Source organism: Streptomyces sp. AC555_RSS877 (genome assembly GCF_019049245.1).
Lineage (GTDB): Bacteria > Actinomycetota > Actinomycetes > Streptomycetales > Streptomycetaceae > Streptomyces.
In genome coordinates, this window is the sequence record NZ_JAGMUK010000044.1 from 19,664 (window position 1) to 33,782 (window position 14,119).

10 protein-coding genes are annotated in these 14,119 nt (G+C 72.7%); 4 read left to right on the forward strand and 6 right to left on the reverse strand.

Annotation, left to right across the window (positions count from 1 at the left end):
• The first annotated feature begins 68 nt into the window (after positions 1-68).
• The 3 genes from KUM49_RS20300 to KUM49_RS20310 all read left to right on the forward strand — a co-directional run bounded on the left by KUM49_RS20300 (position 69) and on the right by KUM49_RS20310 (position 5,055).
• Complete coding sequence (locus KUM49_RS20300; RefSeq protein WP_217238307.1) at positions 69-2,054, forward strand: glycoside hydrolase family 97 protein; 1,986 nt, start codon at positions 69-71, stop codon at positions 2,052-2,054.
• A gap of 353 nt (positions 2,055-2,407) precedes the next feature.
• Entirely contained in the window at positions 2,408-3,907 is a 1,500-nt protein-coding gene (locus KUM49_RS20305) for an FUSC family protein (protein ID WP_217238308.1), read from the forward strand.
• A gap of 107 nt (positions 3,908-4,014) precedes the next feature.
• Positions 4,015-5,055: a lactonase family protein gene (locus KUM49_RS20310; RefSeq protein WP_217238309.1), complete on the forward strand. Its 1,041-nt coding sequence runs from the start codon at positions 4,015-4,017 to the stop codon at positions 5,053-5,055.
• A 117-nt stretch (positions 5,056-5,172) separates the two neighbouring features.
• Here the strand turns inward: KUM49_RS20310 and KUM49_RS20315 are convergent, their stop codons facing one another.
• The 4 genes from KUM49_RS20315 to KUM49_RS20330 form a co-directional block, all read right to left on the reverse strand.
• A complete protein-coding gene (locus KUM49_RS20315) occupies positions 5,173-6,096 on the reverse strand; it encodes a sirohydrochlorin chelatase (RefSeq protein WP_217238310.1) in 924 nt (307 codons plus the stop codon).
• A gap of 183 nt (positions 6,097-6,279) precedes the next feature.
• The gene (locus tag KUM49_RS20320; protein ID WP_217238311.1) at positions 6,280-7,260 is read right to left on the reverse strand and encodes a BadF/BadG/BcrA/BcrD ATPase family protein; all 981 of its coding nucleotides are present in this window, start codon (positions 7,258-7,260) and stop codon (positions 6,280-6,282) included.
• Positions 7,257-7,934, reverse strand: coding sequence for a uracil-DNA glycosylase (locus KUM49_RS20325; RefSeq protein WP_217238312.1), 678 nt, complete (start codon positions 7,932-7,934; stop codon positions 7,257-7,259). The genes KUM49_RS20320 and KUM49_RS20325 overlap by 4 nt, the downstream gene beginning before the upstream one ends.
• A gap of 73 nt (positions 7,935-8,007) precedes the next feature.
• Positions 8,008-9,093, reverse strand: a complete 1,086-nt coding sequence (locus tag KUM49_RS20330; RefSeq protein ID WP_217238313.1) for a sialidase family protein — start codon at positions 9,091-9,093, stop codon at positions 8,008-8,010.
• Between the two features lie 287 nt (positions 9,094-9,380).
• Here KUM49_RS20330 and KUM49_RS20335 point away from each other — a divergent pair, with 287 nt between their 5' ends.
• Complete coding sequence (locus tag KUM49_RS20335) at positions 9,381-9,965, forward strand: hypothetical protein (protein ID WP_217238314.1); 585 nt, start codon at positions 9,381-9,383, stop codon at positions 9,963-9,965.
• Between the two features lie 299 nt (positions 9,966-10,264).
• On the opposite strand, the gene KUM49_RS20340 is transcribed toward KUM49_RS20335, so the two are convergent.
• Together KUM49_RS20340 and KUM49_RS20345 are read right to left on the reverse strand one after the other, a co-directional pair.
• Complete coding sequence (locus KUM49_RS20340; protein WP_217238315.1) at positions 10,265-12,304, reverse strand: HEAT repeat domain-containing protein; 2,040 nt, start codon at positions 12,302-12,304, stop codon at positions 10,265-10,267.
• A 120-nt stretch (positions 12,305-12,424) separates the two neighbouring features.
• Positions 12,425-14,080 carry an acyl-CoA dehydrogenase family protein gene (locus KUM49_RS20345; RefSeq protein ID WP_217238316.1) on the reverse strand — a complete coding sequence of 552 codons (1,656 nt, stop codon included), beginning with the start codon at positions 14,078-14,080 and terminating at the stop codon, positions 12,425-12,427.
• Positions 14,081-14,119 lie beyond the last annotated feature (39 nt).

The window sequence follows — 14,119 nt, forward strand, 5'->3', positions numbered from 1 at the left end:
TGCGGCACGCCCACGCTCCCCCCTCGTTCGACCGGGCGCGACTCACTCAAGGGAGAGATGTACCAATCATGGAAACGTCACGACGTCGGGAACAGAGTCGGGAACAGCTCGGCCTGCATGAAGCTGCCCGCCTGGGGGCGCTGTCCCGGCGAGGAGTCCTCAAGGGAGCGGCGGTCACGGTGGGGGCCGCCTCACTGGGCCTCGTCGGCATGGGCGAGGCCCACGCGGCCGACGCCGCCATGACCGCCACGTCACCGGACGGCAGCAACAAGATCACGGTGTCGCTGGCCGGCGGAGCGCTCTCCTGGTCGGTCAAGCGCGCCGGCACGACGGTCATCGACACCTCGGTGCTCGGACTCGCGATGAGCGACGGCACCACACTGGGCACCGCCGGCACCGTGATGACGACCTACCAGCACTGGACCAAGGACAGCACCTGGTCCCCGGTGTACGGCCGCAACGCGACGATCCGCGACCACTACCAGGAAATGCGCTGGAAGCTGCAGGACACCGGCAGCGGCGTCTTTTTCGGCATCCAGATACGCGCCTACAACACCGGAGTCGCGCTGCGCTACACGCTGCTCGACACCGGGAGCGCCACCATCTCGGACGAGCTGACCGGTTTCGTGTTCCCCGGCAGCACTCTGGTCCACAGCGCCCGGGACGAGAACGTGTACAGCGCCGTCGCGCCGGACGCGATCCCCTCCACCGGCACGTCCGGCACGGACGTCGGCCCTCTGACCGACCTGCCGCTGCTGGTCACCCTGAACAGCGGGCTGCGCGCCTGCGTCTGTGAGTCCTCCCGAGTCAACTACCCCCGAGCGATGCTCAGTTCGGTCGCCGGGCAGAGCAACACACTCAAGACCTACCTGCTGAAGAAGACAGCCCGGGGGAGCGGGCCGGTGCAGACCACGTCCACCGTCACCACGCCGTTCGCCACCCCGTGGCGGGTGCTCGTCCTCGGATCCTCCGACACCGACCTGGTCGACAACGCGGACCTGGTGCTGAACCTGGCCCCGGCCAACGTCCTGACCGACACGACGTGGATCCGGCCCGGCAAGGTCTTCCGCTGCAACCTGACCACCGCCGCGGGAATCGCCGGCGTGGACTTCGCCGTCGCCCGCAGCCTGGACTACATCGAGTACGACGCGGGATGGTACGGGCCGGAGTTCACGACCACCAACGCGACCGCGGCGATCCCGGAGATCGACCTGCCCATGGTGATCAACCATGCCACGTCGAACGGCATCGGCGTCTTCCTCTACGTCAACCGTCTGGCCCTGACCGACCCCGACACCCTGTTCGCCCTCTACAAGAGCTGGGGCGTGGCCGGAATCAAGCTCGGCTTCATCAACGACGGCACCCAGACCATGACCAACCAGATCATCGCCTGGGCCAGGACCGCCGCCAAGTACAACCTCCTGATCGACATGCACGACAACGTGCGGCCGTTCGGCTACGAGCGTACCTACCCCAACTGGATCAGTCTGGAGGGCGTCCGGGGCAACGAGCAGTTCCCCACCGCCACCCACAACGTGACCCTGCCCTTCGCCCGCAACGTCGGTGGCCCGATGGACTACACCATCTGCTACGGGCAGTCCCGCAACCTGACGACCAACAACCACCAGTTGGCGATGGCGGCGGTGTACTACCAGCCCCTCAACTTCCTCTACTGGTACTCCACACCGTCGTCCTACGTCACCACCGCCAACTGGCCCGGACTGTCGTGGTTCGACGCGGTCCCCACCACGTGGGACGAGAGCAGGACCCTCGCCGGGGTGATCGGCGAGTACGTTGCGGTGGCCCGCCGCAGCGGCACCACCTGGTTCCTCGGCGCGATGACCAACGAGACCGCCCGCACCCTGACGGTCCCGCTGGACTTCCTCGACGGCGGCGTCAGCTACACCGCCACCATCTACGCGGACGGAACGGCGGGAACCGTCCCGCGTGCCACGCCCACCGTGGTCAGCGACCGGACGGTCACCTCCTCGTCGACTCTGAGCATGGTGATGACCAGTGCGGGCGGTCAGGCGGTCATCCTCAGGCCGAGCTGACGCCGTGTGATCGCAGACGGGCGTGGCGCGTGGCTGCCGGAGTCCGGTGGAGTAGGTCAGGTGCTGCCCAGGGCCGTGGGTGAAGTCTGATCCATTGGCCTCCCACCGGTCGACGTCGACGCCGATTGGCTGTGCCATTGGCACAGCCAATGGGGCGACAGTTGAGCCATTGGGTCCCGAGCTGGTTATCTTTGCCATATCCATGTACTTGGGGCGCCGCGTAGCGCCGGACGGCGACGAGGCCGGGTCCGGACCGCGGCGCCGTCGTCGTGCCTGCTTGTTGTCCGCCACCCGGGACGACCGTGGGCGGGACGCATACCACCGCGAGGGGGCGGCGCACCGCCGTGAAGAGGATGTTCGTGGCTCCGGACCCGGGGCGCTCGAGGCTGCGGAACGCGATCCGCGCTGTCATCGGTGTCGCCGCCGCCGTCGCCGTTTCCGAACTCTGCGGGCTGTCGCTCACCGCATCGATCACCGGAGGGCTCGCGGCACTGCTCGCCCTCTTCACGGTCACCGATGCGACCGTCCATGACCAGCGGGTCACCACCGTCCTGCTTCCCATCGCCGGATTGCCCGTGCTGGCGCTTGCCACCGCACTGCACGGCATCACCCCGGCCCGTGACGCCGCGTTCCTGGCCGTCGTCTTCTGCGGGGTCTATGCCCGCCGCTGGGGGCCGCGGGGCCACGCGCTCGGGATCTTCGCGTTCATGAACTTCTTCATCACGCAGTTCCTGCACGCGGCTCCCGCTCAGCTGCCCGAGCTGTACACCGCCGTAGGTCTTGCCATCTTCGCGGCCGGCGCCACGCGCTTCGTGCTCTGGCCCATCGAGCGTGGTACCTCACCGGCGGGAGCCCCGCCGGCCCTGGCCGGCAGCGGATTGGCACGGTCCACCACCCGGCAGGCCTTCCAGGCCACTGCTGCCTCGGCTCTCGCGCTTCTGGTCGGGCAGGTGCTGTCCGAAGAGCGCTGGTACTGGGCTGTCGGTACCGCCTGGTGGATCTTCGTCAATACGGCTTCTCGCGGCGAAACCCTGGTGCGCGGCTTCCGTCGGGTCGTCGGAACTGTGATCGGTATCGCCGTCGGCCTGCTGGTCGCCATCCCGCTGCACGGCGCGCCCGCACCGACGGCCGCCCTGGTCGCCGCCTGTGTTTTCGGCATCTTCTACACCGCCGCCGTGTCCTATTCATGGATGATGCTGGCAGTGACGGTCATGGTCAGCTTGCTGTACGGCCTGCTGGGCGTGCTGGACCCCAGCCTGCTCGGGCTCCGTCTGGCAGAGACCGGTGTCGGCGCGTTGTGTGCCGCGCTGGCGGTGCTCTTCGTGCTGCCGGTCACCACCCACACCGTCACCGACGCCTGGATCCAGCGCGCGCTGCGGTGCGTCCACGCGTGCACCGCGGAGGCCGCCACCCGCCTGGCGGGTTCGACGAGCGCCGACCCGGTGTCCCGGGTGGCCGAACTGGAGCAGCTGCTCGGCCGGGTACGGCTGTCGGTCGCCCCGCTCGTCCACCCGCTCAACCCGATGCTCGGCCGCAAGCGGCGCGCCCGCCGGGTGCTGTCCCTGCTCGACGACTGCGCCCGCGAGATCCGGGGTCTGGTCGCCGTGGCCGCCGACCCGGAGGCCTCGCACGACGCCCGCCTCGCAGCGGCCTGCTGGCGCGTCGAGGCCGCGGTGGAGGCGCTCGTCGGCGACGGGCTCGGCGCGGGCGCGCGCGACCACATCACGGTGCCCGCGCCCCGGCCGCCCGCCGGGGAACCCGCACTGGCCCACCTGCACGGCCTGGAGCGCGCCCTCGCGGAACTCGCCGCGCCCCTGCGGAAGCCGTCGCGGTCGCCGCTGGTGGGCGCCTGAGGGCCCGGCCCCGGCGCGGTCCGACGAATTCCACTCTTTTGGTCTAGACCTTGCGTGATCGGCTGCTACCGTCACCCGGAACGGCACCGGACCGAGAGGGGACCGCGGTGGCAGTCGGCGGCAGGCGGAGACAGCGGGCCTTCATCGGGTCCTTCACGGCGGCCGGAGGCCCCGGGATCGTGACGGCGGACGTGGACGCGTCCACCGGCGCACTCACCGTCCTGAGCAGCCTGGACGGCCTTCCCGACCCGTCGTACCTGGCCCTGTCGCCGGACGGGGACATGTTGTATGCGGTCAGTGAGACGGCCGAGGGCGCGGTGGCCGCGTACCGCGTGCAGGGCGACAAGCCCGAACCGGCCGGCCGGCCCGTGCCGACCGGCGCGAACGGGCCCACCCACCTCACCGTCCACGGCGGCCACGTCCTGACCGCCGACTACGGCTCCGGCAGCGTCACCGCCGTGCCCGTCCGCCCCGACGGAAGCCTCGCGGACGCGCCGTCCGGCGTGCTCCGGCACACCGGCTCGGGCCCGCACACGCCTCGCCAGCACGGACCGCACGCGCACCAGGTGCAGCCCGACCCGAGCGGCCGCTGGACCGTCAGCGTCGACCTCGGCACCGACTCCGTGCGCGTGTGCACCCTGACCGGGGGCGCTCCCGTCCTGCACCGGGAGACCGCCCTGCGGCCCGGCTCGGGGCCGCGCCACCTCGCCTTCCACCCCGACGGCTCGTACGCCTACGTCGTCAACGAACTCACCCCGACCGTCACCGTCTGCCGCTGGGAGGCCGCGGACGGCACGCTGAAACCGCTGGTGGAGACGGCGATCCTGCCCGGCTCTCCGAGCGGCGACGCCTACCCGTCGGGCATCGCCGTCTCGCCCGACGGCCGCTTCGTGTGGACCGCCACCCGGGGCGAGGACGTCCTGTCCACGTTCGCCGTCGAGGGCGACGGTGGGGGCCTGCGGCTGATCGGCACGGTGCCCTGCGGTGGCCGCTGGCCGCGGGCGATCACCGCCTCGGGCGGCTTCCTGTACGCCGCGAACGAGCGCTCCGGCGACGTGTCCTGGTTCGCCGTCGACCCGGAGACGGGTCTGCCGTGCCGCGGCGGCTCGGTCGAGGTCCCCGCGGCGTCCTGCGTGGTCGTCGGCTGAGCCCGAGGCCGCCGCCGGAGCCCGCCGTGGCACCGGCCACCTCCGGTCCCGGACGCGGCGAGGGCCCGCTCCCCGTGTGTGGAGCGGGCCCTTCGCCGTACCGTCGTGCCGTGCGCGTCAGCGGACCGGCGCGCCCTGCGGCTGCTGCGGGGCGATGCCCAGCGCGGTCGTGTACTTCGCCAGGGCCAGCTTGCCGATGGCCGGGTACGGGCCGAGCGCGTCGGCGGCGGAGCAGTCCGCCTCCCTGGCCGCCTCCGCGACCAGCCCCGGGTCGATCTCCGGCCCTATCAGGTACGGCGCCAGCGCCAGCTGCTGCGAGCCCGAGGACCGCAGCTGCTCTGCGACGGAGGCGATCGAGCCCTCCTGGTCCAGCGCCGCGGCCATCACCGGCACGGCCAGGCGCGCGGCGAGCAGCATGCCGGTGATCCCGGCGGCCTGCACGGCCTCGTCACCGCCCACCGAGGCCAGGATGATGCCGTCCGCGGCGGTCGCCACCGTGAACAGACGGGCACGGTCGGCGCGGGCCAGGCCGGCCTCCGACAGGCGCACGTGCAGTGCCTCGGCGAGCAGCGGGTGCGGGCCCAGCACGTCGGTCAGGTCGGCCGCGATCCGGCTGTCCATCACGGCCTGACGGATCCGGCGCAGCAACGCGCTGTCCGGGCCGGCGAGCAGCGGCACGACGACGGCCACGGGGCCTTCCGGCTCACGGACGTCCACACCGGCGGCCTTGGCCTGCTCGTAGCGGGCGGCGCGCTCCTCGGCGGCGTGCACCAGCACGGCCTGCAGCGTGGGGAACTCCGCGTCGTCCCCGTCGAGGTACCCGATCCGGGCGTCCAGACCGGGCAGCTCGGAGCGCGCGATGCTCACGACCTCGTCGGCGAGACTGCGCGTGGCGATGCCCGGGGTGCCCGGCACCGCGAGCACGAGCGCGGGCGCGCCCTCGGGAGCCGCCAGCGGCTCGGGTCGGCGGTGCCGCCCGGGCTGGCGAGGTCGCGGCATTCGTACTGGCAGGCCGGACGCGGGCCCAGTGGGGGAGCTCATGGCGTCGCATGTTACTGGCTTCCTGGGCTCCCCTGTTCGGGGAGGGTGCAGGTGAGCGGTATCCGTCCGGTTTTGTCTGATGAGTTACGTACGGATCAGAAGTGTTCATCGGGTTTCGCGGCGGCCGGGCACAAGTCCCCGGGAGCGAAGCGTTACTTGTCGGACACCTGTGGCGCGATGGGATCAATCACCCTTCACGGTCACCACGTACAGCATTCTCTCGTCACCCGGCAGAGTGAGCGAACCCGCGGCCAGGTCGGTCGCGATACGCACCGAGCCGTGCAGCGGATCGCCCTCGGCCGCCACCCGCCGCGCGTGCGGCAACCGCTTCGCCAGCTCCTCCTCCAGCGGTACGACGAGAGGGGCGCCCAACTTGAACAGGCCGCCGGTGAGCGCCACTCGGGGCTGTCCGGCCGACGGGCAGACGGCGGCCGCGGAGTCGGCCATGTGCCGGGCCGCGGACCGCAGGATGTCCGCGGCGATTGGGTCGTCGGCGGCGCACGCGGACACCTGGGGCGCGAACGAGGCGAGGACGGCGGGGCGGTCGGGGCGCGGATACAGCTTGCCGGGCAGCTCCGGCATCGGGCCGAACAGCTCCTCGGCGCACGCCAGCAGCCGTGCGGAGCCGCCGTCCCGCCCGTCGTGAGCGCGCAGTGCCGCCTCCAGCCCGGCCCGGCCGATCCAGGCGCCACCGCCGCAGTCACCCAGGAGATGGCCCCAGCCGTCCGCGCGACGCCAGCGCGCGAGGTCGGTGCCGATCGCGATCAGTCCGGTACCGGCGGCGACGACCGCCCCGGCGTGCGGACCGAGGGCACCGGTGTAGGCGGTGACGGCATCGGCGACGAGGGCGGTCCTGCGGACCCCGAACTCCCGCGCCAGGGCGCTCGGGAGTTCGGCGCGCATCGCCTCGCCGAGGGTGGCGATCCCGGCGGCGCCGACGACCGCCGTGCTGAGCCCGGCGACGCCCGTCTCGACGGTCAGCGCACGCACCATGGGCGCCAGTTGCTCCATGAAGTGCCCGGGATCGATTCCCCGGTCACCCGTGCGCACCGGTACCCGGGACTCCCGCTGGACGAGCGGACCGCGGCCGGGGGCACCGACGACGACGCGGAGGCCGGAGCCGCCGGAGTCGACGGCGAGGAACCCGTCCCCCGCACCGGTCACGGCAGGCGCCAGTCCACCGGCTGTCCGCCCAGCCCGACCAGCAGGTCGTTGGCCCGGCTGAAGGGACGGGAACCGAAGAAGCCGCGGTCGGCCGACATCGGCGAGGGATGTGAGGACTCCACCGACGGCAGGCTGCCGAGCAGCGGACGCAGATTGCGGGCGTCGCGGCCCCACAGGATCGACACGAGCGGCTTGCCGCGCGCCGCCAGGGCGCGTATCGCCTGCTCGGTGACCTCCTCCCAGCCCTTCCCGCGGTGTGCCCCCGGACTGCGCGGCGCCGTGGTGAGCGCCCTGTTGAGCAGCAGCACGCCCTGCTGGGTCCATGGCGTCAGATCACCGTTGGACGGCTGCGGCAGCCCCAGGTCGGTGTTCAGCTCGCGGAAGATGTTGATCAGGCTGCCGGGCAGCGGACGGACGTCCGGCGCGACCGAGAACGACAGACCCACCGCGTGTCCCGGCGTCGGATAGGGGTCCTGTCCGACGATCAGGACCCTCACCTCGTCGAAGGGCTGCTGGAAGGCCCGCAGGACGTTCGGTCCGGCCGGGAGGTAGGTGCGTCCCGCGGCGATCTCCGCGCGCAGGAAGCCGCCCATGTCGGCGATCCGCCCGGCGACGGGTTCGAGGGCCTGCGCCCAGCCCGGTTCGACGATTTCATGCAGGGGTCGTGGAGCCACGGGCGTCACCCTACTGCCGTACAGGCGGCGGAGATCAACCAGTGGCCAAGGCCCTTCGGTAACCGACTCCTGTTCATCCGACGACCGCGGCCCGCACGCACAGCACGTCCGGCAGGTGCGAGGCCAACTGCCGCCAGCTGTCGCCGTCGTCCGCCGACGCGAACACCTCGCCGTTGCGGTTGCCGAAGTACACGCCCGCCGGGTCGGAGTCGTCCGTGCACATGGCGTCCCGCAGGACCGTGCCGTAGTGGTCCTCATGGGGCAGGCCCGCGGTGAGCGGCTCCCAGCTCTTGCCCGCGTCGGCCGTGCGGAAGACCCGGCAGCGCCGGTCGGCGGGCACCCGGTCGGCGTCCGCGGTGATCGGGAACACGTACGCCGTGTCGCCGCGGCGGGGGTGGGCGGCCACCGCGAAGCCGAACGTGGACGGCAGGCCCTCGCCGATGTCCGTCCAGTGCGCGCCCGCGTCGTCGCTGCGGTACACCCCCCAGTGGTTCTGCAGATACAGCCGGTCCGGGGTCGCCGGGTCCTGGGCGATCTTGTGTACGCACTGGCCGAACTCCGGGTTCGGGTCCGGGAGGAACACCGCGGAGACGCCGGAGTTCGACGGCTCCCAGCTCGCGCCGCCGTCCTTCGTACGGAACACGCCCGCCGTCGAAACGGCCACCGTCACCGCGCGCGGATCCCGCTTGTCGGTGAGCACGGTGTGCAGACCCTCACCGCCGCCGCCCGGCACCCACTTGGACCGCGTGGGGTGCTCCCACAGCGGGCGGACCAGCTCGAAGCTCTCGCCGCGGTCCTCGGAGCGGTACAGCGCGGCCGGTTCCGTGCCCGCGTACACCACGTCCGGCTCGGCCGCCGCCGGGTGCAGCTGCCAGACGCGCTCCAGCGAAGCGTCCGTGTCCTGCGGGAACTTGACGGCCGGCTGCGACGGCTCGGTCCAGGTCCGGCCCAAATCGTCGGAGTGGAACACGGACGGCCCCCAGTGCGCGCTGTCGCCGCCGGCCAGCAGCCGCGGACGCTCGCCCCGTGTGTCGATGGCGACCGAGTACACGGCCTGCGCGTTGAAGTAGGGGCTCTCGTCGAACTCCCAGGCGCCACCCCGCCTGCGTCCGATGAACAGGCCTTTTCGTGTGCCCACGGCGAGCAGTACCTCGGTCATGCCGGTCACCTCCGCGACGTCTTCGTCTCAGACACCCGCCAGTCTGCACCCCACCACTGACAGTCACCCCCGGAAAGGCTTCACCGCAGGTCAGCGCGGCGAGGGTAGCTCGCCGGGGAGGTCCATGGGTTCGTTTCGGGCGGATTCCGCCCCGTCGGGGGACCCGTGGACGGGCAGAGCGGAGAACTTGGCGTGAGCATAGAAGGGGCGTCTCCCGTATGGGAGTGCGAGTGCGGTACGGCGTGTTCGTGCGCTCACTTCTGGCGCTGATGAGGAGGATGCCTTCGATGGCGTTCCGTGGTCCGAGGGTGTGGCTGTGGCGCTGGCGGCGCAATCCGCTCAAACGCGGGGCCGACGTGCTGGAGGCCTGGGTGGTGCTCGGCGCCTGGGTGCTCACCGCCCTCGCCGGAGTACTCGCGGGCCTGGCGGTGACCTGGTCCGTCGAGCACGAACTGGCCCGGGAGCGCGCCGAGTGGCGGCCCGTCGCGGCCCACCTCACCGAGCAGGCGCCCGGAACCTCCGACGCGTCCTCCGAGACGTCGTCCGGCGAGCGGGTGTGGGCCGAGGTGCGCTGGCTTACGGCGGACGGCTCCGCGCACACTGGCCAGGTCCGGGTCCCGCCCGGCAGTACGTTCGGGGCCCCGGTCACGGTGTGGACGGATCCGGAGGGCCGCCTGGTCACGAAGCCGGCCACCGAGTCCCAGGCGCGGTTGCGTGCCGCGCTGATCGGCGGCCTGATCGGGGTGAGCGCCGGGGGCGTCCCCTTCGTCTGCGGACGGGTGGTGTGCGGCCGCCTGGAGCGCCGGCGCATGGAGCGGTGGGACGCGGAGTGGGCGCTGCTCGGCCCGCTGTGGGGGCGTACGACGGGCTGACCCGCTCGGGTCGCGTGCCTATGACGCCGGGTCGACGTGCCCATGACACGCCCGCGGGGGCTCTGCCGACCGGGCCGAGAAGGCGCTGCACTGCCAGGTGCGGTGGGCCGAGGACGCGGGCACCACGCGGCGCCCCCGACCGTCAGTGTGCCCGGTGTGCCGGACACCGTTGAGGCCGCGGTCCATCCCGGTCGGCAGGCGTCGGCCGAGGAGCGGGCGCGGTCACCGCGGCGGTGGGCCGAGCGCACCGACGCGGCGTGAATGATCTCCACCGCACAGCGAGGGTCCACCCCGCCTGCCTATCCGTGGGCCGGCGCCGCGCGGCACAACCTCAGCAACCGCTCGTCCTTCCGGATGTCGTCACTGCCACAGCGTCCGGGCAGCGCCAGATGGCGCCGCCGCCCGGCCAGCTCGGCCTCCATCAGGTCACGCAGGGGCGCCCCGGCCCGACCCGTCCCGACGAGGCACTCGGCGATCGTGCCACGCGTGTCCGGGCTCTCCGCCCAGGCCGTTCGCAGCGTGGGAAGGACGGTCTCGGGGTCCCCGTCGATCCGCCACAGGGCACACGCGGCCGTGGCCCGCTCCCACGGGTGACCGGACTTCATCAGAGACCGCAGCGCCGGCACCGCGGGGCGCGCCTGCGCACCCATGCGCGACAGCGCCCCCACGGCCGACCGGCGACGACGAGGCTCCGCGCCCGTCAAATCCCCCAGCAGGACAGGCAGCACGGCCGTCGCGTCCCCCTCCACCTCCCACAGCGCACGCGCCGCCCCGCTCGCGTACTCGGTGTTCAGCAGCCCCCGCAGCAGCGGCCCCGCCTCCCGCGCGGCGGACCCGAACATGCCCACCGCCCGGGCCGCGGCCTCGACGCAGGCGTCACCCGACCGCGGCCCGAGAAGCGATCCCCGCACCAGCCGCAGCACGTCCGGCAAGGCCTCCTGGGCGCCTCCGGACGGGTCACCCGAGTGGGTGTCCCCCAGTGCGCCGAGCACCGACAGCAGTGGCACGGCACGGGCGGACGTCTCAGGCGAGTCCAGGGGTATCTCCGCGAGCCCGCGCCGCACCACGGGCACCAACGGCGCCACGGCCCGCCCCAGATGGCGGACCGTCTGCCCCAGATCACCGGGCACGACCGGCCCGGCCAACACCTCGGCCAGCACCGGCACCGCCCGCGGATCACCGCTGAGGGCGAGGGCCTTGAGCGGACCGCCGAGCATCGGCACCTCCTGCCCCCACCGCCGTACCCACAGGTCAGGCCGGTCGGACACCAGCGCGGCGAGGTCTTCGGCGGCGGGGACGGCCAGTTCGCAGAGGTCCGTGAGGACGAACACCGCGGCATCGCGCAACCGGTCCTGGGCGGCACCCAGTTGAGCCCCGATCAGCGTGACGAGCCTCGCGCAGTCCGCCCGCCACTCGCGCATCAGCGCCGCCGACATCCACACGGCGTTGCACCGGTCGGTAGCATCCGGGCAGGTCAACTGCCCTTCCAGGAGGGCGATCCGGTCGTCCACCCGGTCGTTGAGCGCCCTGTGGAGGGTGCGCACCAACTGCGAGCCCTCCTCGTCCGAGGGCCGCAGCCGACGCAGCCGGCCGACGAGCGTGTCCGTGCCGGGAGCCTCTGACTCCTCCGGCCGCGAGATGCGCGCCGCGGACCTCTCTCCGAGCAGCCGGACGGCGAGGGGGACCAGGTCGGACGGCAGCCGGTCGGGGGCGCATTCCGCCAGCCGGCCGAGCGCGGCGAGCCGTACGGCGGGTCCGCAGGGCGCCGCGCTCTGCGCGACCAGCAGCTCCAGCGCCTCGGCGGAGTGACCGGGGTGCCGTCGTACGAACCGGCCCAGGCTCTCCGCCAGGGCGATCAGCACCCGGTCGTCCCGCTCCACGGTGATCCGTTCCCGCAGCAGGTCCAGCACCCGGTCCGGCTCGCCGACGAACCGCACGACAGCGCCCACGGCGGCCCCGCGCACCGCCGCGTCGGCGTCCCCGCTCAGGCCGGCGAAGACCTCGGCGCGGGCGCGGACCGCGCGACCGGCCGACTCGGCGGGACCGCCCGTTCCCCGTTCCCCGCTCTCCTGTCCGATGCTCACCAGGAGTTCGACGATGCCGCCCCGGTCCGGCACCTCCGCGTTTCCGGCGAGCGCGAACAGAAACGGAACGCAGGCCAGCGTCGAGTCGTACACGTCTCCCTGGGGGTGCACCGTGCCGTACATCCGGTCCAGCGCGGCCTCCCGTTCGGCCGGGTCCGCCGAGGCGAGCCCCAGTAGCCAACCGGGCACGTCCTCCGCACTGCCGTACGCATGCTGCAGTGACGCCCAGTCGACCTCGTCGATCCCCGTGAACACGTTGTCCTCCCCAGGCGAAGTCCCCACTGATCGTGAGTCTGCACCACGGCACTGACAACGAAGCGGAATCGCGGGGCTACTGTGTGCGAACCGGCCGAGAAGGCCCCTGCGGGCGGCGTTTCAGCCGCCGTCGGGCAGCGCTCGGGCGAGGACGGCGTCCAGGTCGGCGGCGTCGGGGAGCGTGCCGAAGGCGTGCCCCCAGTCGCCTCCGAGCCGGCTCGCGCAGAAGGCGTCGGCGACGGCGGGCGGGGCGTGCCGGACCAGGAGTGAGGCCTGCAGCGTCAGGGCCATCAGCTCCACCAGCCGCCGCGCACCGGCCTCGGAGGTCTGCGCCATCCGTCCTTTCAGCCGCGTCACCGCCGCGTCCAGGCGGGCGTCCGCGCCCTGGGCCGAGGCGAGTTCGGCGAAGAGGGCCTGAGCGCTGCGGGACTCGCGCCGCAACGCCCTCAGTACGTCCAGTGCGTTGACGTTCCCCGAGCCCTCCCAGATCGACAGCAGGGGAGCCTCGCGGTAGTGGCGGGGCATGCCCGACTCCTCGACGTACCCGTTGCCGCCTAGGCACTCCAGGGCCTCCGCGGTGAAGGCAGGGCCCCGCTTGGTGACCCAGTACTTGCCGACGGCGGTCGCGATCCGGCGGAACGCCGCCTCGTCGGCGTTCCCGCGCACCGCCCGGTCGGCCGCGCCGGCCAGCCGCAGGGCGAGCGTCGTCGCCGCCTCCGACTCCAGCGCGAGGTCGCCCAGGACGTTGCGCATCAGCGGCTGGTCGACGAGCCGCGCGCCGAACGCGCTGCGATGGCGCACATGGTGGCCCGCCTCGACGAGCGTCCTGCGCATGAGCGTCGCCGACATCATCACGCAGTCCAGGCGGGTGCAGTTGACCATCTCGATGATCGTCTTGACGCCCTGCCCCTCGGGACCGACCAGCCAGGCGACGGTCCCGTCGAACTCGGGCTCGGAGGAGGCGTTGGACCGGTTGCCCAGCTTGTCCTTCAGCCGCTGGATGCGGAACGTGTTGCGGCTCCCGTCGGGCAGCACCCGTGGCACGAGGAAGCAGGACAGTCCGTCCGGGGCCTGCGCCAGCACCAGGAACAGGTCGCACATCGGCGCCGACGTGAACCACTTGTGCCCGCGCAGCGTGTACACGCCCGGTTCGGCGGTGGGCGTGGCCGCCGTCGTGTTGGTGCGGACGTCGGAGCCGCCCTGCTTCTCCGTCATCCCCATGCCCGCCAGCAGCCCGCGCTTCTCGGCCGGCACCCTGAGCTCCGGGTCGTACGCGCGGCCGGTCAGCAGCGGTTCGTAGACCTTCGCGAGTTCCGGCTGGCGGCGCAGCGCGGGAATCGCCGCGTACGTCATCGAGGTGGGACAGCCGTGGCCGGCGTCCGTCTGCCCCCACACCAGCCCGCCCGCGGTACGGGCGACATGGGCTCCGGGCCGGTCGTCCGCCCAGGGCGCGCCCGCCAGCCCCTCGCCGACCGCGACCCGCATCAGGTGGTGCCAGCTGGGATGGAAGTCGACCTCGTCGACACGGTTGCCGTACCGGTCGTGCGTCCGCAGCTCGGGTTCATGGCGGTTGGCCAGTTCGGCCCACTCCTGGGCCTGCACGCTGCCGGCCCTGAGGCCGAGCCGCCGGATGCCCTCCTCGGCCCATCCGGCGCCCTCCCGGCGCAGCCCCTCGAGGAGGGCCGTGTCCTCGGACGCGTCATAGGGGGCCAGGGGAGGGGGCTGGTTGGTGACGTCGTGCGTGGCGTGCCGCTCGTGCTCGGGTGTGAGGACCATACGCGGAGTGTTGCACTTTCGCTGCGGTCGCAGCAATGG